Consider the following 23,231-nt stretch of genomic DNA (forward strand, 5'->3'; position numbering starts at 1 on the left):
TATTTCAATCCCTAATATTATAACACAAAAAGGGAAAACTTGCTAACCCTCTAACTGAGGGGTTTCAGTCAATAATTTTATTCATTTTTCGATCAAAATCATAGCGCCCCATCATGACAACATGGTCACAATTGCTACATTTAATTTTGATATCTGCTCCTACACGTGTAATTTCCCAACGATTGGCCTTTTTACCTGTTGACTTGATGGTGCAAGCATGTGGTTTTTTCATTTCAACAAAATTTCCAACTTGATACATACTACTCTCCTTTTCTTTTTCGATTATATCATAAAAGAGGCGAGCCAGGCTCAACCTCTTTCACTTAATTTGTACGAACTGGTGTAATGAGCTGCATGAAGTCTTCATCAGTGTCTGCTGGCACAAGAGTAAATGGACGAACAGCTGAGATAAAGCTAATGGTCACCTTTTCGCTATTTAAAGCCTTAAGAGAATCAATCAAGTAAGTTGGGTTGAAACTAATAGTCAAATCTTCACCAGTCACCTGATCAGTATCGATTTCTTCGTTTACTTTACCAACTTCTGGAGAATGAACATGGGCGCTAACAATACCACCTTTAATTTCAAGCTTCACAGTACCATTTTGAGTCGCACTTGATAAAAGGCGAGCACGCTCCATTGACTGACGTAAGTTTACCACATCAAAAGTAATAGTAGTGTTAAAGTCTGTCGGAATCAAGCGATCTGTATCAGGATAGTTACCTTCTAACAAACGAGTATAGAAGCTAATATTTTCGCTTCTAAAGAGGATTTGATTGTTGGCAAAGAAAATCTCTACAGTTTCAATATCGTCTGTAAATACTGCTGAAAATTCGCGTAGAGAACGGCTAGGAATCACGACATCAAAATCATCACTATTTTTTTCAAGAGTCAATTTTTTCTGGCTTAGACGATGAGAGTCTGTTGCAACTGTTTTTAACTCTTTGTGTTGGCTCAATACAAAATGAACACCTGTTAAAATTGGACGACTTTCTTGTGTACTTGCAGCAAAAGCTGTTTCATTGATAATTTTCTTGAGTAATTTTGTTTCAAGAACCAAAGGAGTGCTTGCTGAAATTTCTTGGATTCGTGGATATTGTTCACTATCTTTTCCTTTTAGGGTAATTTCTGATTTACCGCTGGTTAAAACAATTTGATTTTGTTCAATTTCTTTAAAATCAAGAGTCACATCAGGTAGACTAGATACAACATTGATGAAGAAAGAAGCTTCAAGAAGGATCGAACCTAAAGAAGTAATTAACAAACCAGCATCTTCATTTTTTTGAGAAATAAAATTTTCAATTGAAATTTGACCATTTGAACCAATTAAAGTAACACCTTCATTGGTTACGTCAATTTTTACGGTTGATAAAATAGGAATGGCATTTTTAGAGCTAATAGCTCTCTTAGTAGTATTTAAGGCTTGTAGAAATAAATTTTTATTAATTGAAAAATGAATCATGGATTCTCCTTTATTTATTTTTAGTATTAGAAGGATAATAGTAATAATAGGGTCTGTGAAATCTGTGGAAAACAGACTTTAAACAAGTCATATCAAGTTTTTTGGCTTGTTTAAAAAATGTGGATAAAAAAGATAATAAAGTAAAAGTTATCCACAAGTTATTTAATTTTCTTTTTGATGGATTCAATTTCTAAACGTAAATTATCGTCTTCATCAATCAAAGATTTAATTTTGGCATGGGCATGTATGACTGTTGTGTGATCTTTTCCACCAAATTCCTTCCCAATTTTTGGAAGACTATTATCTGTTAATTCTCTAGATAAATACATGGCTACTTGACGGGCCAAAACAATATTTTGAAGGCGTCTGCTTCCCTTCATTTCTTTGACACTAACACCATAGAAGTTCCCTACTTCAGTTTGGATTTTATCAATTGGAATGACGAGGATTTGGCTAACATCTTGTTTTCGAGCTCTAATAGCTTCTGCAGCGATATCGATAGTGATATCCTTAATCTTCTTCACTCTGGCAATTAAAGTGATGTCGTTTATTGCTCCTTCAAGTTCTCGGACGTTTGAATCAAATTGACCAGCTAGGTATTCTAGGGTATCACTTTGGAAATGGTAGTCTAAATTCTCTGTTTTGCTTTGTAAAATGGCAATACGTGTCTCAAAGTCAGGTGGTGTGATGTTTTGCGTCAAGCCCCAGCTAAAGCGCGTGACAAGTCTTTCTTCAAGGCCCTCTAAGTGTTTAGGGCTACGATCACTAGTCAGAACAATTTGTTTTTGATTGTTATGGAGAACATTGAAAGTATTGAAAAATTCTTCCTGAGTTGCAACTTTTTTTCCACTCAGCGATTGAATATCATCAATTAACAAGAGATCGAGGCTACGGTAGGTTTTTTTGAACTTATCCATTTCACCCAGTCTCAGATGTTCAAGAAAGTCGTTTATAAAGCTTTCAGCAGGAATGTACTTAACACGCGCATCAGGAATATTTTTCAAAATCTCATTCCCAATTGCATTGAGTAAGTGAGTCTTACCAAGGCCAGGTCCTCCATAGATAAAAAGAGGATTATAGGTCAAGGCTAAATCTTCAGAAACAGCCAAAGCGGCTGATACTGCCCAAACATTCCCATCCCCTTGAATAAAATTATCAAAGGTATATTTTTCTTTTAATCCAGTATCCGAATAAGGAATAGATGCTAACTTTGGACTATAGTCATAAAGAGTTGAATTTGGAGCTTCTTCAACTTGTGAGACAGTAGTATCTTGAGGTTTGATGAAAATATAGTGGGGAGTTATCTCAGCATCATAAATCTCAAAACCAGCTACTACAATGATATCTTTTAGTTGTTTTTCCCAGACCATTTCCATTTCAGATCGTGGTAAAAATATAGTGGCAACATTTTCTTCTACCTTAATGAGTTCAGCTTGAATAGCATAGAAATCATACATGGAACGAGTTAGTCTTTCTTGTGCAAATTCTAATATACGATTCCAAAATTGTTTTTCTTTCAATCCTTTCTCCTCCTTTACTATTTAAAAGTTTAATGCTAGATTTATTTTACCATAGATAGCAAGAATTTTCCACAAGCTGTGAAAAATAATCCACAATGTTATCAAGTTTTATCCACAGGTTGGGGATAAAATCAGAAACTGTTGATTTATGAAGCTTTTTTTTGAAAAAAATAGTGGATAACCTTGTGAGATAAAAAAATAAAAGAACAGCCTTATTTCAGGCTGTTGATAATTCTACTGTATTCTTCTTGATTTGAAAAAGAAATAATGATTTTTCCACTGTCTTTTTTAGACAGTTTGATTTCTACATCTAATCCGAGTAGTTTTTTTAACTGTTCTTTTTCATTTTGTATGAAATGATTCGTTTTTTGAAGTTTCTTTTGTTTTTTCTCTGTCAGAAGAGATTCTAATTTCCTTACAGAAATGTCTTCACATATAATCCGTTGAAAGAAATAGTCTTGTTGTTCCTTATTTAACCCAACTAGAGAACGCGCATGGGCTTGTGATAGTTTGCCATTTTCTACTTCTGAAAGGATCTGTTCTGACAAGGACAGCAAGCGAATGGAGTTGCTGATATATGGACGAGACTTCCCCATTTTATCTGCAATTTCAGCATGGGTAAATCCTTTCTCTACAAGAGATTCATAGGCGCGTGCTTCTTCTATTGGATTTAAATTTTCTCTTTGCAAATTTTCAATGATGGACTGGACCATCATTTCTTGATCTGAAAGCTGTTTAACAACAGCTGGGATATACCTTAGACCAGCTAAAAGTGAAGCCCGATAGCGTCTCTCTCCTGCAAGGATTTCATAACCAATAACAGGAGATTGACGAACAATAATCGGTTGAATGACCCCATTTTCTTTGATAGACTGTGCTAGTTCATGTAGTTTTTCTCCATCAAATTCTTTTCGAGGTTGATAGGGATTTTTTTGTATATCCGTGATAGAAATCATTTCAAATTTTTCCATGATTCTACACTAACACATCTTTTCTCTTATGTAAAGCTTTCTTTAAATAGATGTCAATTAAGATTCTAAATCACCTGAACTCTTGTCAAGTTTAATAGATGTAGTTTCTTCTTTACTGTTACGATAGTAAGTTATCTTAATGGTGTCTCCGATAGAATGATTGTAAAGAGCACTTTGTAAATCTGTTGATGAAGCAATCTCCTTGTCATCTACTTTTGTAATAACATCGTATTTTTCAAGGTGACCATTGGCAGGCATATTACTTTGCACAGAACGAACAACTACACCAGATGTTACATTGCTTGGAATATTCAGTCTTCTAAGATCACTTGTATTAATATTTGAGAGATTGACCATTTGGATGCCCAAAGCTGGACGAGTCACTTTTCCGTTCTTTTCTAACTGTTCAATAATATTGATAGCATCATTTGCAGGGATTGCAAAACCAAGACCTTCTACAGATGTTCCTCCATTTGTGGCAATTTTACTTGAGGTAATTCCGATAACCTGTCCTTGAATATTGATAAGTGGGCCACCAGAGTTACCTGGGTTAATAGCAGTATCAGTTTGGATAGCTTTTGTAGAAATGGCTTGTCCATCTTCAGACTTTAAGGACACATTTCGATTAAGACTAGATACAATACCCTGAGTGACAGTATTTGCATATTCAGAACCCAATGGGCTACCAATAGCAATGGCAGTTTCTCCTACGGTTAACTTGCTAGAATCACCAAACTCAGCTACTGTTGTCACTTTTTCTGAAGAGATTTTGACGACAGCAATATCAGAGAAAGTGTCCGCTCCGACAATTTCTCCGGGTACTTTAGTTCCATCTGACAAACGAATATCTACTTTGCTGGCGCCATTTATAACGTGATTATTGGTGACGATGTAAGCTTCTTTATCATTCTTCTTATAAATAACCCCAGATCCTTCACTAGAGATTTGCTGAGAATCTGTATCAGTCTCCTCATTGCCAAATACGCTATTTTGTCTATTTGCTGAATAAGTAATAACAGAAACAACGGCATCTTTTACTTTGTTAACAGCCTGTGTTGTTGAATTTTCATTCTTATAGGCAGTCTGTGTAATAGTACTATTGTTGTTCGAGCTACTTACAGTACTTTTTTGAGTTAGTTGATTTATTGAAAAGCTACCCAAGGCTCCACTAATAAAGCTAATGACGATAACGACTAATAATTGAAACCATTTTTTGTAAAATGTTTTTAGATGTTTCATATTTGCCTCCATTTTTTTGAAATTACTGAAAGTATAAACTGACTAGCTTAATTATAACTTAAACACAAAAGTTTTTCACAGATTGTGGATAACTTTAAAAAATCTGTGGTTTTCTCGGCTAAAATTAACCTTTTATTTTGTGAATAAGGTGTGAAAAAATAGAGAATATGTTAGAATAGAGTCATGAAAATTAAAGTTGTAACAGTTGGGAAACTGAAAGAAAAGTATTTAAAAGATGGTATTGCAGAGTATTCAAAACGAATTTCTCGATTTGCTAAGCTTGAAATGATAGAGCTGGCAGATGAAAAAACACCAGATAAGGCCAGTGAATCAGAAAATCAAAAGATTTTAGAAATAGAAGGTCAGAGAATTTTATCAAAAGTTGGTGACCGTGATTTCGTGATTGTGTTGGCTATCGAAGGGAAAACTTTCTCCTCAGAAGAATTTAGTAAACAATTAGAAGAAGCTTCTATAAAAGGATTTTCTACTCTTACATTTATTATTGGAGGGAGTCTGGGACTAGCACAGGATGTAAAAAAGAGAGCCAATCTCTCTGTTAGTTTTGGTCGTTTAACCTTGCCCCATCAGTTAATGAGACTAGTCCTTGTTGAACAAATCTATCGAGCTTTTACAATACAGCAGGGCTCGCCCTATCATAAATAGAAAATTGACTTTCAATTGAATTTTTGGTAGAATAGCTGTATTAGGTCTCATAGCTCAGCTGGATAGAGCATTCGCCTTCTAAGCGAACGGTCGCAGGTTCGAATCCTGCTGGGATCAATATAGTAGCAAAGCTGGGAATTTTCCCGGCTTTTTTCTTAAAAAAGTACACTTGGGGAGAAAAAAATGACAGTTGAGAGAATTTTATCTAAAACGAAATTCCATTTTGTATAATAGTTTTTGTAAGTTAGTTTACAAGAAAAAAACATTTTAGGAGATTTTATTATGAAAAACACAGTTAATTTAGATAAGTTTGTAGAATTGAAGGAAAAAGACTTGCAAAATATTCAAGGTGGGGAGATAAGGCAAACACATAATATTTTCTTTAATTTCTTTAAAAGAAGATAAAGGAGTGGAATAATGGATTTTCTTGCAGTATTAGTTGTGATATTACATATTTTTATTATTAGTAAAAGTTACTATTTAATATGTAAAAATAAAATAAATATAAAAGAACTATGCTTTTTTGGTGGTTATACATTCCTAGTAGAATCAGTATTTGAACTTTCCTTTTATTTTATATACTTAGATGGATTAGGAATTGAAAAATTTTTATTTCCTTTGGTATTATATTCATATTTTAGATTTATTAAAAAGTATGAGAAGTATAGAGGAGTATTCTTAAGTTTACTACTATCCCTTTTATATAATAGCACTCATACCTTTCTATCCGTAACTTTATCCTCTATAATAGGAGATGATACTGCCCTACAATATCATAGTCTATTCTTTTTAGTTGTAGTGGCGTTGACTTATGTTGTTATCGTAACAATCATTCGTTATTTCCATTTGGAACTAAACTATTTTGACAAAGATTATCTCTATCCTTTCTTGAAAAAAGTCTTTTTTGCTTTACTACTTCTACATGTTGTATCTTTCATTTCAGATATGGTAAGTACGATTAAACATTTGAATAGTTTTGGAAGTATTTTATCATCTATTGTCTTTATCTCTTTACTTTTGACCTTTTTTGCAATGAATTCGCATAAAGAAAAAATGGAGAAAGAGATTGCTTTGAAGCAGAAGAAATTTGAACAAAAACATTTACAGAATTATACAGATGAAATTGTCGGACTGTATAATGAAATCCGTGGTTTTAGACATGACTATGCTGGGATGCTTGTCAGCATGCAGATGGCAATTGACAGTGGTGATTTACAGGAAATTGACAGAGTTTACAATGAAGTTTTGGTCAAAGCAAATCACAAACTGCGTTCAGATAAGTATACTTACTTTGACTTGAACAACATAGAAGATTCAGCTTTACGAAGTTTGGTTGCTCAGTCAATTGTATATGCTCGAAATAATGGTGTAGAGTTTACACTGGAAGTAAAAGATACGATTACCAAGCTTCCAATAGACCTGCTGGATTTAGTTCGTATTATGAGTGTTTTATTGAACAATGCTGTCGAAGGATCGGCTGATAGTTATAAAAAGCAGATGGAAGTAGCAGTTATTAAGATGGAAACTGAAACAGTGATTGTGATTCAGAATTCATGTAAAATGACGATGACTCTTTCAGGAGATCTATTTGCTTTAGGATTCTCTACTAAGGGAAGAAATCGTGGAGTCGGATTAAATAATGTGAAAGAATTATTAGATAAGTACAATAATATTATTTTAGAAACAGAGATGGAAGGCAGTACATTTAGACAAATCATTAGATTTAAGAGGGAATTTGAATGAAAGTTTTAATTTTAGAAGATGTTATTGAACATCAAGTGAGACTAGAGAGAATATTGGATGAAATTTCGAAAGAATCGAATATTCCAATATCATACAAGACAACGGGAAAAGTTCGTGAGTTTAAGGAATATATCGAAAATGATGAAGTAAACCAGCTTTATTTTCTAGATATTGATATTCATGGAATTGAGAAAAAAGGGTTTGAAGTTGCTCAGTTTATTCGTCATTACAATCCTTACGCTATTATCGTCTTTATTACCAGTCGATCAGAGTTTGCGACTCTCACCTATAAATACCAGGTATCAGCCTTAGATTTTGTTGATAAGGATATCAATGATGAGTTATTTAAGAAGAGAATTGAGCAAAATATATTCTACACGAAGAGTATGTTACTTGAAAATGAAGATGTTGTAGATTATTTTGACTACAATTACAAGGGAAATGATTTAAAAATTCCTTACCATGATATTTTGTATATTGAAACGACAGGTGTCTCTCATAAATTACGCATTATTGGTAAGAATTTTGCCAAAGAGTTTTACGGTACCATGACAGATATTCAGGAAAAGGACAAACATACTCAGAGATTTTATTCTCCTCATAAGTCATTTTTGGTAAATATAGGTAATATCAGAGAAATTGATCGAAAAAATCTAGAAATTGTTTTCTATGAAGATCATCGTTGTCCTATTTCAAGATTAAAAATTAGAAAATTAAAAGATATTCTAGAGAAAAAATCTCAAAAGTAATTGACAATTAGCAAGAAATTGATATAATGGTTATATCTGCTACAGATAGAAGGTCCGTTGGTCAAGGGGTTAAGACACCGCCTTTTCACGGCGGTAACACGGGTTCGAATCCCGTACGGACTATTTTATCCGCCATAGCTCAGTTGGTAGTAGCGCATGACTGTTAATCATGATGTCGTAGGTTCGAGTCCTACTGGCGGAGTATAGATAAAAGGGAACACAGTGTTGTTCCCTTTTTTGCATCAATTTGTATCACCAAGCATCTTCATAAGGAAGTCTGTTATTTCTTGAGGACTTTCTTTTTTTCCATGTGCAATCCAAGTTTGGCAAACACCAAAAAGTGCGTGAGTTAGATAGATGCTACTGTATTCTAATTCAGTGGTATTGAGATTCAGTTGCATAAAGCGTTTTTGTAAATCTGTGCTGAGCATGATATGAAGTTTATTTCTTAAGAAATTTTGGATTTCTTTGGTCCCATTTTCAGAAAGAAGAGCAGCCAGAAGTGGTTCTGACTCTAGATATTCAAAGACTTCTAGAATAGCGTCTCTTTTGTGATGAGCATGTTTTTGAAAAATATATTCAAATGTATGAAATAGCTTGCTTTGATAGTGCTCAATCATATCATACTTATCCTTATAGTGAGTATAGAAGCTGGAACGACTAATTCCGGCTTTTTCTGCTAACTTGACAGTAGAAATTTGATCAAATGGCTGTTCCATCAGTAATTGTACCATAGCATTTTCAATAGTTCGCTTTGTTTTTAAGCGTTTGTTACTTTCTTGCATACTTCCTCCTTGTGAACAAATTAGACTATGTGTCTAAAAATTGATTTTTTATCTTGTAATTTAGATTTTTTAATGTATAATCTATTATATCAAAATTTTAGACAATATGTTTAAAAAAGGAGAAACTATGTTTAAAGAATGGAAAGCAATTTTTAAAAAACCAACCTTTATTATTGTCATGATAGGAATTTCTCTTATTCCCGCTCTGTACAATATCATATTTTTATCCTCAATGTGGGATCCATATGGTCAAGTGTCTGACTTACCTGTGGCAGTTGTCAATAATGATAAAGAGGCCTCTTATAATGGTAATAGCATGTCTATAGGAAAAGACATGGTGTCTAATTTAGAGCAAAATAAATCATTGGATTTTCATTTTGTAGATGAAGAAGAAGGTAAGAAGGGTCTAGAAAACGGTGATTATTATATGGTAGTCACTTTGCCAAGTGACTTGTCTGAAAAAGCAGCTTCTATTTTAACGGATCACCCTGAGCAAATGCAAATCGATTATCAGACTTCAAGTGGTCATAGCTTTATTGCCAGCAAGATGAGTGATTCTGCAATGACACAATTAAAGCAGAGTGTTTCTACCAATGTAACCGAGACCTATACTAAAGCTTTATTCAACAAAATGGTCGATTTAAAGGATGGTATGAGTCAAGCAGCTTCTGGAAGTGAAAAACTAACTGATGGAGCGAATCAGTTAGTGGCAGGAAGTCAAACATTAACTATTAACCTAAACTCTTTAGCAGCTTCAAGTTTAACATTTTCAAATGGAACGGAGCAGTTTACTAAAGGATTATCCTCTTATGTCTCTGGTGTTGAACAACTTCATCTTGGCTTAGGGAATTTTAATAGTGGTTTAGTTACATATACTGGTGCAGTGAGTCAATTAGATAGTGGGTTAGGTCAATTATCTTCTAAAAGCCCTGAATTAGTGAGGGGAATTAATCAATTATATACTGGTGTAGAATCTTATACTGGCGGTGTTTCTAAGCTCAATGCTGGTCTTAATCAATTTTCATCTGGTGTTAGTGCCTATACAAATGGAGTGGGAAATCTTGCAACAGGTGCTAATCAGTTATCTAATCAATCAGCTACACTTCGAATGGGTGTGGAGCAATTAAGTGAAGGGATTCAACAACTTTCTAGCAAGTTAGATACTTCGTCTGAGCAAAAAGATCAAATTAATAAATTATCTTCTGGTTTGAATCAGTTAAATCAAGCTATTCAAAATATTGATGTTGGAGATACAAAACAATTAGATTCTGTTTTATCAAGTATAGTATCTCTTTCTAATCAAATGTTAGCAAGTGTTCAGTCTGATAAAGCGACTACATTAGCCAATATTCAATCGACAGCAGCTTATCAATCATTGACAAGTGAGCAACAAGCTGAGATAAGCGCTTCTGTATCTCAAAATTCGACTGATAGTATTCAATCGGCTCAGTCAATTGTAGCTTTAGCTCAAGGTTTACAGGGAAGTTTGGAAAACTTACAAAATCAGTCTTTTAATCTTTCGACTTTAAAAAATCAAGCTAATCAAGTATTACCTATCGCTTCTAGTTCTTTGACAGAATTGTCAAGTGGATTAACAGAGATACAAGGAGCTGTTGCTAGCAAATTAGTTCCTGCCAGTCAGTCTATTACATCAGGTGTAAATGCATATACTGCAGGTGTTGATAAAGTTTCTCAAGGCGCAAGTCAACTAAGTGAAAAGAATTCCACCTTGACAGGTAGTTTGGACCAATTAGTTTCAGGCTCAACTACCTTGACACAAAAATCTTCTAACTTGACAGCAGGAGTTGGTCAATTAGTTGAAAAAACTCCAGAATTAGTGTCTGGTATTGAAAAATTATCAACTGGCTCTAACCAATTGAATCAAAAGAGTCAAGAATTGATAGCAGGAGTTGATAAATTGCAATCAGGCTCTAGCCAACTAGCTGACAAATCCAGTCAGTTAATTTCAGGTGCTTCTCAATTAGAAAGTGGAGCTAATAAATTGGCAAATGGAGCTGGGAAACTAGCAGAAGGTGGAACAAAGTTAACTTCTGGCTTGGAAGGTTTACAGACAGGAGTTGCTTCTTTAGGACAAGGATTGAGTAATGCCAGTGATCAACTCAAATCAGCATCTACGGAATCTAAAAATGCAGAGATTTTATCAAATCCTCTCAGTCTTTCCAAAACAGACAATGATCAAGTTCCTGTAAATGGAGTTGCAATGGCTCCTTATATGATATCAGTTGCTCTTTTTGTTGCAGCAATATCAACAAATATGATCTTTGCGAAGCTGCCTTCAGGACGTCATCCAGAGAGCCGTTGGTCTTGGTTGAAATCTAGAGCTGAAATAAATGGTATGATAGCTATTTTAGCAGGGATTTTGGTATATGGAGGAGTTCATCTTATTGGTCTAACTGCTAATCATGAAATGAGAACATTTATTCTCATCATCTTAACAAGTTTAGTATTCATGTCTATGGTTACAGCTTTAACAACATGGAATAGCCGTATAGGAGCTTTCTTCTCTCTTATCTTGCTTTTATTACAGTTAGCATCAAGTGCAGGTACTTACCCACTTGCTTTGACAAATGATTTCTTTAGAGCCATTAATCCTTGGTTACCAATGAGTTATTCAGTTTCTGGATTACGAGAAACAATCTCTATGACAGGAAATATTCATCAGCAAGTCATTTTCCTAGCTGTCATACTAGCTCTATTTACTGGTTTAGGTATGCTAGCCTATCAACCTAAGAAAATGGAAGAATATTAAAAAAATCGACCAATTGGTCGATTTTTTTATGTATTAGATGTCTTTCGTTTGTGATTATAAATTCCAAATAGTAAAAGTGAAGTAAAGGAACAGATTGATCCAGTAATAAAACCATTGGGAATAAAGGAAAGTGTAATAATTTCTTTTCCCTTAGGAACGTCAACTTTCATAAAGCCAGTTTGAGCTTGTTTAATCTCTATTTTCTTACCATCTTGGTAGGCAGACCAACCTTTGTCATAAGGAATGGTGAAAAAAATAGATGTATCTTGTTGGACATCATATGTAGCAAAAACCTTGTTTTTAGAAGTTGATACTGTTACAGGCTGTTCTTTAATTTTTTGAATTGCCTCAGTTAAAGTTTGGGTATCTAAACGATAGAAGGTAGGAGATTCAAATGATACCTGTGAATTTCCAGGGAAACTAACATTAATATTGAAAGTTTTTTTCTCTTTAGTATATCCTAGATTAAAGAAGGAGAAGACATTATCAGTTGTAAAAGTTTTCTTTTCCCCATTTACAAGGATGTCAACCTTTTTTTGTTTGTCATTAGAAAAGTGAAGATTTGTGAAAGAAAGATAAACTTGGCTGTTTTCTGGCACTTCAATTTGATATTGGATTGCTGCATCCTCATTTGAAGAACTTGTAACAGTAATCAAATCATCAGTGTTTTCAGTTTTTTCATAAGGTATTGGAGAAAAATAATCAAAATTTGTGTTAGCAAGTTGATTTAAAAACGAGGCTTGATTATCTAAAGTATGTTCAGTGAACTTGACATCGTTGTAAATAGATTGACTAGCAAAGGCAATTGGAAGAGAGAACTGATTTTCATATAGAGTAAGATTATCTTTTTGATATACATCTTGGAATCCATACTTATCAATAGGACTGTCTGAGATATTGTACTGGATGCCAAATAAACTATCAGCCAAAATACTATTATTGGCATAACGGAGATTGAGATTAGTCCCAGAGGATTTAAAACCAAGTTTATCCAAAGTAGAGCTTGCTGAACGGTTTCGAACAGATGAAAATTGAGATATTCCATTGTAGTTAAATTTCATACTGTCATTTCCTGTCTGAGTTTGTAGTTTTTCAGTACGAATAAATGGATCCTCAATATATGTTGAGAAAGATTCCATAGCTCGGATATCTCTACTATATGCACTTCGAGAAGCAAATCCCCATTCCTTTGCAATTCCATCTATTTGAGATGAAGCATTTAAACTTATTTCAACCATTATAAATAAAGAGATTAGAATGGCAAATAGATTTACAGAGATAAACTTTTTGATAAATGCAAGGAGTAAAAGCGAATAGACAACCAAAAATTCAAGAGTAAGCAGAATATTCAAATCTGTTAAAAAAGAATAATGTGATTTTAGATAGATGGTAGCTAAAAATCCTGTTACTACAAGAAAAAGCGAAACTAAAAAGTTCCAGATTTTAATGTCCCTTAGACGATTTAAGACTTCCGCTGCTGTGTAAATTAACAAGGTAGAGAATATCCAAGCATAGCGATGTAAAAACATGTTTGGAGTATGCATTCCTTGCCAAAATAAATCAAGAGCTTCTATATAAAAGCTTGCAATTAGAAATGTAAAGAAGATTGCATAGATAAGTTTCACGTGAAACTTAATAGATTTCAGCGTAAAAAATAAAATGGTCAAAATAAAGGGGAGTAGTCCAACAAAAATCATTGGGATGGCCCCATACTTTGTTGTGTCAAAGGAACCAATGAATTGCTTAGCAAAGAAATCAAGATACCAGCTACTTTCAGTTTGAAACTTTGTAACTTCAGTTAATTTTTCCCCATGTGTCTGTAAATCAAACAGAGTTGGAAGAGTCATAATCAAACTAGCCATACCAGCTAAAAAGGAGGTGGCAACAAAATCAAGAAAAGATGATTTTCGAGTTTTAAAGTCCCAAGAAATTTGACAGAGATACCAGAAAATAAGAAACAATGCTGTCATATAGCCAAAATAATAATTTTGGATAAATAAAATTGACAGACTTGTAAAGTATAATGAGGATTTCTTTTCAGTTATAAGTATTTGTAAACCAGTTATAATTAAAGGAATCAAGATAAAAACATCCAACCAGGTTTTTATCTCTAATTGACTGACAGTGAAACTCATCAGAGCATAGGAAGTGGATAAGGCTAGTTTTAAAGGTTTAGGAATCGATTGAAATAATTTATTTAAACTAAAGTAAGTTGACAATCCAATCAATCCAAATTTTAAGAGAGTTGTCAGATAGACAGCATCTGGCATATTCGTTAGATCAAAAAAGTAAACCAGAGGCGCGAGAAAACTACCCAAGTAATAACTAGATAGGGCATAGAAATTTAATCCGAGGCCACTTGTAAAGGTGTAAAACAGACTACCATTTCCATGTAGGATATTCCTTAGAGTTATATCAAAAATAACGTATTGATGAAAGCCATCTCCTAATAGAGGAGAGTTGTCACTATTCCAGTAGATACCTTGAGATAGGTATACTCCTGTCATAATCAATACAGGAATGATGAAAGAAACAAAATAGGTCCAATATGTTTTAAAAAATGATTTCATGTTACCTCGTAGAATGATAGAAAACTCAGTGGGTTACCCCAACTGAGTTTTGAAGTCTTATTTAATCTTTCCAAAGTTCTTTAACTTTTGCTTGTACTTCTGCATTTTCTAGGAATTCATCATAGGTTTCATCGATACGATCGATGACGCCATTTTTAGACAAGACAATGATATGGTTAGCTAAAGTTTGAATAAACTCGTGGTCATGACTGGCAAAGATGATTGATTCTTTAAAGTTTTTCAATCCATCATTCAAGCTTGAGATAGATTCCAAGTCCAAGTGATTGGTTGGATCATCGAGGACAAGCACATTTGATTTCAAGAGCATGAGTTTTGAAAGCATGACACGGACTTTTTCTCCCCCTGACAAGACATTTACAGGTTTGTTAACCTCATCTCCAGAGAAGAGCATACGGCCGAGGAAACCGCGTAGGAAAGTATTGTCATCTTCTTCTTTACTTGCAAATTGACGCAACCAGTCAAGGATTGATTCTCCCCCTGCAAAATCAGCTGAGTTATCTTTTGGTAGGTAAGATTGACTAGTTGTAACTCCCCACTTGACAGTTCCTTCATAGTCAATATCTCCCATGATTGCACGAATTAATGCAGTCGTTTGGATGTCATTCTGTCCAATAAGAGCTGTCTTATCACCTGGACGCAAGATAAAGCTGATATTATCTAAAATAGTCTCACCATCAATCTTTACAGTTAGATTTTCTACTGTCAAGAGATCATTACCAATTTCACGCTCCGCTTTAAAGTTGATAAATGGATATTTACGACTAGATGGAACAATCTCTTCTAGCTCAATCTTATCAAGCATTTTCTTACGTGATGTTGCTTGTCTTGATTTAGAAGCATTAGCAGAGAAACGAGCTACGAATTCTTGCAATTGCTTAATTTTTTCTTCTGCTTTAGCATTACGGTCTGCTAGCAATTTAGCAGCAAGCTCAGAAGATTCCTTCCAGAAGTCATAGTTTCCGACGTAGAGTTTGATTTTTCCAAAGTCAAGGTCAGCCATGTGAGTACATACTTTATTCAAGAAGTGACGGTCATGAGATACTACGATAACTGTGTTATCAAAGTCAATCAAGAAATCTTCTAACCATGTAATTGATTGGATATCCAAACCATTGGTTGGCTCGTCCAAGAGAAGAACATCTGGTTTACCAAAAAGTGCTTTAGCAAGGAGAACCTTTACTTTCTCACCGTTGGCCAATTCACTCATATTTTGGTAGTGCAACTCTTCTGGGATATTTAGGTTTTGAAGTAGTTGAGAGGCTTCACTTTCTGCTTCCCAGCCTCCAAGCTCGGCAAACTCTCCTTCAAGTTCGGCAGCACGGACTCCGTCCTCATCTGAGAAATCTTCCTTCATGTAGATGGCATCTTTCTCTTTCATGATGCTATAAAGTTTTTCATTTCCCATGATAACAACATCAATGGCACGTTCATCTTCATAGTCAAAGTGATTTTGACGAAGAACAGAGAGACGTTCATCTGGACCAAGAGAGATGTGACCAGTAGTAGGTTCGATATCTCCAGCTAAAATTTTTAAAAAGGTAGATTTTCCGGCACCATTAGCACCGATTAATCCATAAGTATTTCCTTCTGTAAATTTGATATTGACATCATCAAAAAGTTTGCGATCACTAAAACGTAGTGAAACATCAGATACTGTAAGCAATGTTTTTCTCCTATATGTGTAATATATTCATTCTACTAGAAAATACGGAAATATTCAAATTTTTATCTGTCAATTTTATGTAAATTAAATTTACAGCACACTTTACACAAATCCGTAAATAGCAAGGTTGATTTATTTTGATAAATTGCGGTTATTTCATTAAAAAAATGCTATAATTGAAAGGACTATATCGAAGGAGAACAAAATGACTAAACCCATTATTTTAACAGGAGACCGTCCAACAGGAAAATTGCATATTGGGCATTATGTTGGAAGTCTCAAAAATCGAGTATTATTACAGGAAGAGGATAAGTATGACATGTTTGTGTTCTTGGCTGACCAACAAGCTTTGACAGATCATGCCAAAGATCCTCAAACCATTGTAGAGTCTATCGGAAATGTGGCTTTGGATTACCTTGCAGTTGGATTGGATCCAAGTAAGTCAACTATTTTTATTCAAAGCCAGATTCCAGAGTTGGCTGAGTTGTCTATGTATTATATGAATTTAGTGTCATTAGCACGTTTGGAGCGCAATCCAACTGTCAAGACAGAAATTGCTCAGAAGGGATTTGGAGAAAGCATTCCGACAGGATTTTTGGTTTATCCAATTGCACAAGCAGCTGACATCACAGCCTTTAAGGCCAACTATGTTCCTGTTGGGACAGATCAGAAACCAATGATTGAGCAGACTCGTGAAATTGTTCGTTCTTTTAACAATGCATATAACTGTGATGTCTTGGTAGAACCGGAAGGTATTTATCCAGAAAATGAGAGAGCAGGGCGTTTGCCTGGTTTAGATGGAAATGCTAAAATGTCTAAATCACTCAATAATGGTATTTATTTAGCTGATGATGCGGATACTTTGCGTAAAAAAGTAATGAGTATGTATACAGATCCAAATCATATCCGCGTTGAGGATCCAGGTAAAATTGAAGGAAATATGGTTTTCCATTATCTAGATGTTTTTGGTCGTCCAGAAGATGCTCAAGAAATTGCTGACATGAAAGAACATTATCAACGAGGTGGTCTTGGTGATGTGAAGACCAAGCGTTATCTACTTGAAATATTAGAACGTGAACTTGGTCCTATTCGTGAGCGCCGTATTGAATTTGCTAAGGATATGGGAGAAGTTTATAATATGCTTCAAAAAGGTAGTGAAAGAGCGCGTGAAGTTGCAGGTCAAACTCTATCTGAGGTTAAAGGAGCAATGGGACTTCATTACTTTAACTAAGTTTATTTTACAAGAAACTATCATTTCTATCTTGAAGAAAAGATAGTTTTTTATTTACCCCTGTAACATTTGACAAATTTTTATAGAATGGTATGATAGATACAATATAAAAAGAGTCAAGCTCAAAAAGAAAGAAAAGAGGAAACTTCGAATGTCTAATTGGGACACTAAATTTTTGAAAAAAGGTTTTACCTTTGATGATGTATTGCTTATTCCAGCTGAAAGTCATGTGTTGCCTAACGATGCAGATTTAACAACTAAATTGGCAGATAATCTGACTTTAAATATCCCAATTATTACCGCTGCCATGGACACAGTTACAGAGAGTCAAATGGCCATTGCTATTGCTCGTGCAGGTGGTCTCGGAGTTATCCATAAAAACATGTCAATTGCTCAACAAGCAGACGAGGTTCGTAAGGTAAAACGTTCTGAAAATGGAGTTATTATTGATCCCTTCTTCTTGACACCTGAACATACAATTGCTGAAGCAGATGAGCTTATGGGGCGTTACCGCATCAGTGGTGTTCCAGTTGTTGAAACACTTGAAAATCGTAAATTGGTTGGTATTTTGACAAACCGAGATCTTCGTTTTATTTCAGATTATAACCAACCAATCTCAAATCATATGACTAGTGAAAATCTTGTTACTGCTCCTGTGGGTACAGATCTTGCAACAGCTGAGAGCATTCTTCAAGAACACCGTATTGAAAAACTTCCGTTGGTAGATGAAGAAGGTCGTCTTTCTGGTTTGATTACTATCAAAGATATTGAAAAAGTTATTGAGTTTCCAAATGCCGCTAAAGATGAGTTTGGTCGTCTACTAGTTGCAGGTGCAGTAGGTGTTACTTCAGATACATTTGAACGTGCAGAGGCTCTTTTTGAAGCAGGAGCAGATGCGATTGTTATTGATACTGCACATGGTCATTCTGCAGGTGTCTTGCGTAAAATTGCTGAGATTCGTGCTCACTTCCCAGATCGTACTTTGATTGCTGGAAATATTGCAACAGCTGAGGGTGCACGTGCCCTTTATGAAGCAGGTGTAGACGTTGTCAAAGTTGGTATTGGGCCAGGTTCAATCTGTACAACTCGTGTGATTGCTGGTGTCGGTGTTCCGCAAGTAACAGCTATCTATGATGCTGCAGCTGTTGCGCGTGAATATGGTAAAACGATCATTGCTGACGGTGGAATCAAGTATTCTGGAGATATTGTAAAAGCCCTTGCTGCAGGTGGAAATGCTGTTATGCTTGGATCAATGTTTGCTGGAACAGACGAAGCACCAGGTGAAACTGAAATCTTCCAAGGACGTAAATTCAAGACTTACCGTGGTATGGGATCAATCGCAGCAATGAAGAAAGGTTCAAGCGATCGTTATTTCCAAGGTTCTGTCAATGAAGCAAACAAACTTGTTCCAGAAGGAATTGAAGGTCGTGTTGCTTATAAAGGTGCGGCAGCTGATATCGTCTTCCAAATGATTGGAGGTATTCGCTCTGGTATGGGTTACTGTGGTGCAGCTAACCTTAAAGAACTACACGATAATGCTCAATTTATAGAAATGTCTGGTGCTGGTTTGAAAGAGAGCCATCCTCATGATGTACAAATTACTAATGAGGCACCAAATTATTCTATGTAAAAAACAATCAAAAGAACTCCTGCGAAAACAGGAGTTCTTTTACGATGTTGTCAATTTTCATTTACAGTAACTTTACCATCCTGAATAGTGAAGATACTTAGATTTTCTGGCAGATTTTGAAGATGATCTAAGCTGGTTGTTGTGATAAAGGTTTGGATTGAATGAGAAATTGTTTCTAATAATTTTAGTTGTCGAGTGTTGTCAAGTTCGCTCATAACATCGTCAAGCAATAATATCGGAGATTCTGTAGTAATACTTTCCATTAACTCGATTTCTGCTAATTTTATAGAGAGGACGAGACTACGATGTTGACCTTGACTTCCAAAACTAGCATCCATCCCATTTATATAAAAAGAAATGTCATCTCGATGAGGACCGACACCAGTATTCTTTTTAAATAAATCTCTGGATCTACTTTTTTCTAAAGCAATTTTGAAAGATTCGGATAAGCCTTCTTTGTCAGTTAGCTTGACAGAAGATTGATAGGATATTGACAACTCTTCAATCTGATTAGAGAGTTCAAAATGTTTCTTACGGCCAAAATATTCTAGTTTTTTTATGAAATCTAAGCGGTGATTCATTACACGACATCCATAATCGATTAGCTGATCATCTAAGACTGAAAGGAAGGTTTCATCTATTTTTTGAGCTGATTTTAGATAAGTGTTTCTTTGTTTTAGGATGTGGTTATAATTGGTTAAGTCTGATAGATAGATGGGCTTAATTTGTCCAAGCTCCATATCAATGAATTTTCGTCGAACTGAAGGTGCTCCTTTAATTAGTTGTAAATCTTCAGGAGCAAATAAGACAACATTCATGTGTCCGACATAATCTGAAAGTCGTGCCTGTTTTAAGTGATTAACTTTTGTCACACGGCCTTTTTGTGTTAGTTCGATTTCTAGAGGAATGGATCCAGTTTTTTTCTGAACGAGACCTGAAAGATGAAGTTGTTCCTCATCAAAATGAATGAGATTTTTATCTGTTCGAGTTCGATGACTGCGTGTTAAGGCTAAAAAATAGATAGCCTCTAACATATTTGTTTTACCTTGCGCATTACGTCCTAAAAAGATATTTAATTTAGGATTAAAGTCTATTTTCGTCTCTTTGTAGTTACGAAAAGTTTTGAGAGATAGGTGTTGTAGCCACATGATTATCTACCAGGGAATCGCGGAGCTTGTTTGCTTTTGGGTGATGAAGTAGGTTTTGATTTGTCTTTTTTTACTCCTTTATTCATCTCCTTAACAAGTTTAGCGATTCGTTCTTTTTCAACTTTATCAGCTTGGTATTCATCTTGTTCTTCAGAAGTAGGTTGTGTCAACAAGATGTCAATATTCATGTCAGGGATGTCAACTTTATCACCAATACGAAGTTTTTTACCACGACGACTCTCTAATTCCCCATTAAAGTAAACAGAATGTTCAGAGAGAAATGATTTGATAGCTCCTCCGCTATGTGTAATTCCAAGTTCTTTGAGTAGTGCTTGGAGGGTAATAAATTCTTCAAATAATTTGTATTCCATAATTCACCTCAATCTTTGGTATTATACCATATTTTCCTAAAAATAGTGAGAGAAACAAGGAGTAATGTAAGCGATTTTTATTTCAAAAGTGTTACAGAGAACAAGAAAATTTCAGGTTTTCGTGATATAATAGAAGTCTGTATATAAGGAGGTAAATCATGGAGTTAGTGTATGGAATTTCAACACATTTTATCCAATCAAAGAAGTTTAAAACGAACAAAATTACCGTGCGTTTTACCTCTCCATTATCCCTCGATACGATTGCAGGTCGCATGTTGAGTGCGAGTATGCTAGAAACGTCCAACCAGATGTACTCCACTTCTCAAGCTTTGAGAAGACACTTGGCCAGTCTATATGGTACAGATATGTCAACCAATTGTTTTAGAAGAGGGCAAAGTCATATTGTAGAATTGACATTTACCTATGTTCGTGATGAGTTTTTAAGTAGGAAAAATGTGCTAACTTCTCAGGTTTTGGAACTAGTAAAAGAAACTCTTTTTTCACCCGTAGTAGTTGATAATGGGTTTGATCCGGCCTTATTTGAAATTGAGAAAAAACAATTGCTAGCAAGTTTAGCAGCTGATATGGATGATTCTTTTTATTTTGCACATAAAGAATTGGATAAATTGTTTTTTCATGATGAACGTCTCCAATTGGAATATAGTGATTTACGAAATCGTATTTTAGCTGAAACTCCACAAAATTCTTATTCTTGTTTCAAAGAATTTTTGGCCAATGATCGAATAGATTTCTTTTTCCTAGGTGATTTTAATGAGGTTGAAATTCAAAATGTATTAGAATCATTTGGCTTTAAAGGTCGAAAAGGAGATGTGAAGGTTCAGTATTGTCAACCTTATTCCAATATCCTTCAGGAAGGTATGGTTCGGAAAAATGTGGGACAATCCATTTTGGAATTAGGTTATCATTGTCCTGTTGAATATGGTGATGAGCAACATTTATCCATGATTGTAATGAATGGTTTACTGGGTGGATTTGCTCACTCTAAACTATTTACAAATGTCCGTGAAAATGCTGGATTGGCTTATACTATTTCAAGTCAGCTTGATTTATTTAGTGGGTTCTTGAGGATGTATGCTGGTATCGATCGAGAAAATCGGAACCAGGCTCGTAAAATGATGAATAATCAACTGCTTGATTTAAAAAAAGGATATTTTACAGAGCTTGAATTAGAGCAGACCAAGGAAATGATTCGTCGATCTTTGTTGCTTTCTCAAGATAATCAATCTTCATTGATTGAACGTGCTTATCAAAATGCCTTACTTGGAAAATCTTCAGCAGACTTTAAAAGTTGGATTGCAAAACTCGAGCAAGTTGACAAAGATGCTATTTGTAAAGCAGCTAGTAATGTGAAACTACAAGCGATTTACTTTATGGAAGGAATAGAATGACAAAGGTTGTTTTTGAAGAAAAATACTATCCAGCTGTAAAAGAAATGGTTTATCGAACTCGTTTGGCCAACGGATTGATAGTAGCTCTTCTACCTAAAAAGGAATTTAAAGAGGTTTACGGGAGTGTAACTGTACAGTTTGGTTCGGTAGATACGCTTGTCACAGAAGTTGACGGATATGTAAAACAATATCCTGCGGGAATTGCTCATTTTCTTGAACATAAATTGTTTGAGAGAGAAAATGCTAGCGATTTGATGTCGGCTTTCACGAGTCTAGGTGCAGATAGTAATGCCTTTACAAGCTTTACAAAAACAAGCTATCTTTTTTCAGCAACGGATCATTTTTTAGAAAATTTAGACTTACTTGATGAATTGGTAACATCAGCACATTTTACTGAAGATTCCATTTTAAGAGAGCAGGATATTATCCAGCAAGAACGAGAAATGTATCAAGATGATCCGGATTCGTGTTTATTCTTTTCAACTTTAGCGAATTTGTATCCTGGTACACCTTTAGCAACTGATATAGTTGGAAGTGAGGAGTCAATTTCCCAAATCAATCTAACTAATTTGCAAGAAAATTTTACAAGATTTTACAAACCTGTAAACATGTCTCTGTTTTTAGTTGGTAATTTTGATGTGGATCAGGTACAGGATTATTTTGAAAGAAAAGAACTGGAGGATTTAGATGTTCAGGAACTAGCAAGAGAAAAGTTTGTTTTACAACCTGTAAAGCAAACAGACAGCATGAGGATGGAAGTATCTTCTCCCAAACTAGCGATTGGTGTTAGAGGTAAACAAGAAGTTGCTGAAGCGGATTGCTATCGACATCATATTTTATTAAAATTATTGTTTGCAATGATGTTTGGTTGGACTTCGGATCGTTTTCAGAAATTATATGAATCAGGTAAAATTGCCGCATCCTTATCTCTGGAAGTTGAAGTAACAAGTCGCTTTCATTTTGTCATGTTGACAATGGATACAAAAGAGCCAGTTGCTTTATCTCATCAGTTTAGGAAGGCTATTCGTAATTTTACAAAGGATTTAGATATTACAGAGGATCATTTAGATATTATTAAAAGAGAGATGTTTGGAGAATTTTTCAGTAGCATGAACTCTCTTGAATTTATTGCAACGCAATATGATGCTTTTGAAAATGGTGAGACAATTTTTGATTTGCCAAAAATTTTACAGGAAATTACTTTAGAGGATGTCCTTGATGCTGGACATCATTTAATAGATGATGGTGATATAGTTGATTTTACAATATTCCCATCGTAGTAACCTAT

General features: G+C 34.8%; 19 protein-coding genes and 3 tRNA genes. 12 read left to right on the forward strand and 10 right to left on the reverse strand.

The window, feature by feature from the left end:
- Positions 1-64: 64 nt before the first annotated feature.
- From M1G12_RS03365 to htrA, 5 genes are all read right to left on the reverse strand, one after another.
- Positions 65-259: a DUF951 domain-containing protein gene (locus M1G12_RS03365; RefSeq protein WP_000285186.1), complete on the reverse strand. Its 195-nt coding sequence runs from the start codon at positions 257-259 to the stop codon at positions 65-67.
- Positions 260-323: 64 nt separating this feature from the next.
- Entirely contained in the window at positions 324-1,460 is a 1,137-nt protein-coding gene (gene dnaN / locus M1G12_RS03370) for a DNA polymerase III subunit beta (RefSeq protein WP_000581174.1), read from the reverse strand.
- Between the two features lie 158 nt (positions 1,461-1,618).
- A complete protein-coding gene (gene dnaA / locus M1G12_RS03375; RefSeq protein WP_004255267.1) occupies positions 1,619-2,980 on the reverse strand; it encodes a chromosomal replication initiator protein DnaA in 1,362 nt (453 codons plus the stop codon).
- Positions 2,981-3,192: 212 nt separating this feature from the next.
- A complete protein-coding gene (locus M1G12_RS03380) occupies positions 3,193-3,951 on the reverse strand; it encodes a ParB/RepB/Spo0J family partition protein (RefSeq protein ID WP_237447115.1) in 759 nt (252 codons plus the stop codon).
- Between the two features lie 57 nt (positions 3,952-4,008).
- Positions 4,009-5,190 carry a serine protease HtrA gene (gene htrA, locus M1G12_RS03385; protein ID WP_070528289.1) on the reverse strand — a complete coding sequence of 394 codons (1,182 nt, stop codon included), beginning with the start codon at positions 5,188-5,190 and terminating at the stop codon, positions 4,009-4,011.
- 183 nt (positions 5,191-5,373) lie between these two features.
- Here htrA and rlmH point away from each other — a divergent pair, with 183 nt between their 5' ends.
- From rlmH to M1G12_RS03420, 7 genes are all read left to right on the forward strand, one after another.
- Entirely contained in the window at positions 5,374-5,853 is a 480-nt protein-coding gene (gene rlmH, locus M1G12_RS03390) for a 23S rRNA (pseudouridine(1915)-N(3))-methyltransferase RlmH (RefSeq protein ID WP_000695934.1), read from the forward strand.
- A 43-nt stretch (positions 5,854-5,896) separates the two neighbouring features.
- A tRNA-Arg gene (locus M1G12_RS03395) sits at positions 5,897-5,970 on the forward strand.
- 165 nt (positions 5,971-6,135) lie between these two features.
- Entirely contained in the window at positions 6,136-6,258 is a 123-nt protein-coding gene (comC, locus tag M1G12_RS03400; RefSeq protein ID WP_004238992.1) for a competence-stimulating peptide ComC, read from the forward strand.
- 12 nt (positions 6,259-6,270) lie between these two features.
- Positions 6,271-7,596 carry a competence system sensor histidine kinase ComD gene (gene comD / locus M1G12_RS03405; RefSeq protein WP_237447116.1) on the forward strand — a complete coding sequence of 442 codons (1,326 nt, stop codon included), beginning with the start codon at positions 6,271-6,273 and terminating at the stop codon, positions 7,594-7,596.
- Entirely contained in the window at positions 7,593-8,345 is a 753-nt protein-coding gene (comE, locus tag M1G12_RS03410; RefSeq protein WP_084953977.1) for a competence system response regulator transcription factor ComE, read from the forward strand. The genes comD and comE overlap by 4 nt, the downstream gene beginning before the upstream one ends.
- A gap of 51 nt (positions 8,346-8,396) precedes the next feature.
- A tRNA-Glu gene (locus tag M1G12_RS03415) sits at positions 8,397-8,468 on the forward strand.
- A 5-nt stretch (positions 8,469-8,473) separates the two neighbouring features.
- A tRNA-Asn gene (locus M1G12_RS03420) sits at positions 8,474-8,547 on the forward strand.
- Positions 8,548-8,587: 40 nt separating this feature from the next.
- Here the strand turns inward: M1G12_RS03420 and M1G12_RS03425 are convergent.
- On the reverse strand, positions 8,588-9,130 hold the full coding sequence (locus M1G12_RS03425) for a TetR/AcrR family transcriptional regulator (protein ID WP_001158275.1): 543 nt from the start codon (positions 9,128-9,130) through the stop codon (positions 8,588-8,590).
- Positions 9,131-9,257: 127 nt separating this feature from the next.
- Between M1G12_RS03425 and M1G12_RS03430 the strand changes: the two genes are divergently transcribed.
- Positions 9,258-11,900: a YhgE/Pip domain-containing protein gene (locus tag M1G12_RS03430; protein ID WP_237447117.1), complete on the forward strand. Its 2,643-nt coding sequence runs from the start codon at positions 9,258-9,260 to the stop codon at positions 11,898-11,900.
- A 26-nt stretch (positions 11,901-11,926) separates the two neighbouring features.
- Here the strand turns inward: M1G12_RS03430 and M1G12_RS03435 are convergent, their stop codons facing one another.
- The gene (locus tag M1G12_RS03435; RefSeq protein WP_237447118.1) at positions 11,927-14,470 is read right to left on the reverse strand and encodes a YfhO family protein; all 2,544 of its coding nucleotides are present in this window, start codon (positions 14,468-14,470) and stop codon (positions 11,927-11,929) included.
- Between the two features lie 61 nt (positions 14,471-14,531).
- A complete protein-coding gene (locus tag M1G12_RS03440) occupies positions 14,532-16,154 on the reverse strand; it encodes an ATP-binding cassette domain-containing protein (RefSeq protein WP_000958772.1) in 1,623 nt (540 codons plus the stop codon).
- Positions 16,155-16,359: 205 nt separating this feature from the next.
- Between M1G12_RS03440 and trpS the strand changes: the two genes are divergently transcribed.
- Positions 16,360-17,385 (forward strand): tryptophan--tRNA ligase, encoded by a 1,026-nt coding sequence (trpS, locus tag M1G12_RS03445; RefSeq protein WP_173224834.1) that lies wholly within the window; start codon positions 16,360-16,362, stop codon positions 17,383-17,385.
- A 151-nt stretch (positions 17,386-17,536) separates the two neighbouring features.
- Entirely contained in the window at positions 17,537-19,015 is a 1,479-nt protein-coding gene (guaB, locus tag M1G12_RS03450; protein ID WP_000073418.1) for an IMP dehydrogenase, read from the forward strand.
- A gap of 50 nt (positions 19,016-19,065) precedes the next feature.
- Here guaB and recF read toward each other — a convergent pair whose 3' ends face one another.
- Positions 19,066-20,163 carry a DNA replication/repair protein RecF gene (gene recF / locus M1G12_RS03455; RefSeq protein ID WP_078238557.1) on the reverse strand — a complete coding sequence of 366 codons (1,098 nt, stop codon included), beginning with the start codon at positions 20,161-20,163 and terminating at the stop codon, positions 19,066-19,068.
- 2 nt (positions 20,164-20,165) lie between these two features.
- Positions 20,166-20,534, reverse strand: a complete 369-nt coding sequence (gene yaaA, locus M1G12_RS03460) for a S4 domain-containing protein YaaA (RefSeq protein ID WP_000455897.1) — start codon at positions 20,532-20,534, stop codon at positions 20,166-20,168.
- A gap of 158 nt (positions 20,535-20,692) precedes the next feature.
- On the opposite strand from yaaA, the gene yfmF reads away from it, so the two are divergent.
- On the forward strand, positions 20,693-21,943 hold the full coding sequence (gene yfmF / locus M1G12_RS03465; protein WP_237447119.1) for an EF-P 5-aminopentanol modification-associated protein YfmF: 1,251 nt from the start codon (positions 20,693-20,695) through the stop codon (positions 21,941-21,943).
- A complete protein-coding gene (gene yfmH / locus M1G12_RS03470; RefSeq protein ID WP_237447120.1) occupies positions 21,940-23,223 on the forward strand; it encodes an EF-P 5-aminopentanol modification-associated protein YfmH in 1,284 nt (427 codons plus the stop codon). Before yfmF ends, yfmH begins: the two co-directional genes overlap by 4 nt.
- Positions 23,224-23,231 lie beyond the last annotated feature (8 nt).

The organism is Streptococcus mitis, assembly GCF_023110375.1.
Lineage (GTDB): Bacteria > Bacillota > Bacilli > Lactobacillales > Streptococcaceae > Streptococcus > Streptococcus mitis_CI.

Excerpts from the sequence above, each read along its gene's own strand:
- M1G12_RS03380 (WP_237447115.1), bottom strand. The coding sequence starts at position 3,951 with ATGGAAAAATTTGAAATGATTTCTATCACGGATATACAAAAAAATCCC.
- M1G12_RS03430 (WP_237447117.1), top strand. The coding sequence starts at position 9,258 with ATGTTTAAAGAATGGAAAGCAATTTTTAAAAAACCAACCTTTATTATT.
- dnaN (WP_000581174.1), bottom strand. The coding sequence starts at position 1,460 with ATGATTCATTTTTCAATTAATAAAAATTTATTTCTACAAGCCTTAAAT.
- M1G12_RS03435 (WP_237447118.1), bottom strand. The coding sequence starts at position 14,470 with ATGAAATCATTTTTTAAAACATATTGGACCTATTTTGTTTCTTTCATC.
- yfmH (WP_237447120.1), top strand. The coding sequence starts at position 21,940 with ATGACAAAGGTTGTTTTTGAAGAAAAATACTATCCAGCTGTAAAAGAA.
- yaaA (WP_000455897.1), bottom strand. The coding sequence starts at position 20,534 with ATGGAATACAAATTATTTGAAGAATTTATTACCCTCCAAGCACTACTC.
- recF (WP_078238557.1), bottom strand. The coding sequence starts at position 20,163 with ATGTGGCTACAACACCTATCTCTCAAAACTTTTCGTAACTACAAAGAG.
- htrA (WP_070528289.1), bottom strand. The coding sequence starts at position 5,190 with ATGAAACATCTAAAAACATTTTACAAAAAATGGTTTCAATTATTAGTC.
- comE (WP_084953977.1), top strand. The coding sequence starts at position 7,593 with ATGAAAGTTTTAATTTTAGAAGATGTTATTGAACATCAAGTGAGACTA.
- trpS (WP_173224834.1), top strand. The coding sequence starts at position 16,360 with ATGACTAAACCCATTATTTTAACAGGAGACCGTCCAACAGGAAAATTG.
- M1G12_RS03425 (WP_001158275.1), bottom strand. The coding sequence starts at position 9,130 with ATGCAAGAAAGTAACAAACGCTTAAAAACAAAGCGAACTATTGAAAAT.
- yfmF (WP_237447119.1), top strand. The coding sequence starts at position 20,693 with ATGGAGTTAGTGTATGGAATTTCAACACATTTTATCCAATCAAAGAAG.
- M1G12_RS03365 (WP_000285186.1), bottom strand. The coding sequence starts at position 259 with ATGTATCAAGTTGGAAATTTTGTTGAAATGAAAAAACCACATGCTTGC.
- guaB (WP_000073418.1), top strand. The coding sequence starts at position 17,537 with ATGTCTAATTGGGACACTAAATTTTTGAAAAAAGGTTTTACCTTTGAT.
- rlmH (WP_000695934.1), top strand. The coding sequence starts at position 5,374 with ATGAAAATTAAAGTTGTAACAGTTGGGAAACTGAAAGAAAAGTATTTA.
- comD (WP_237447116.1), top strand. The coding sequence starts at position 6,271 with ATGGATTTTCTTGCAGTATTAGTTGTGATATTACATATTTTTATTATT.
- comC (WP_004238992.1), top strand. The coding sequence starts at position 6,136 with ATGAAAAACACAGTTAATTTAGATAAGTTTGTAGAATTGAAGGAAAAA.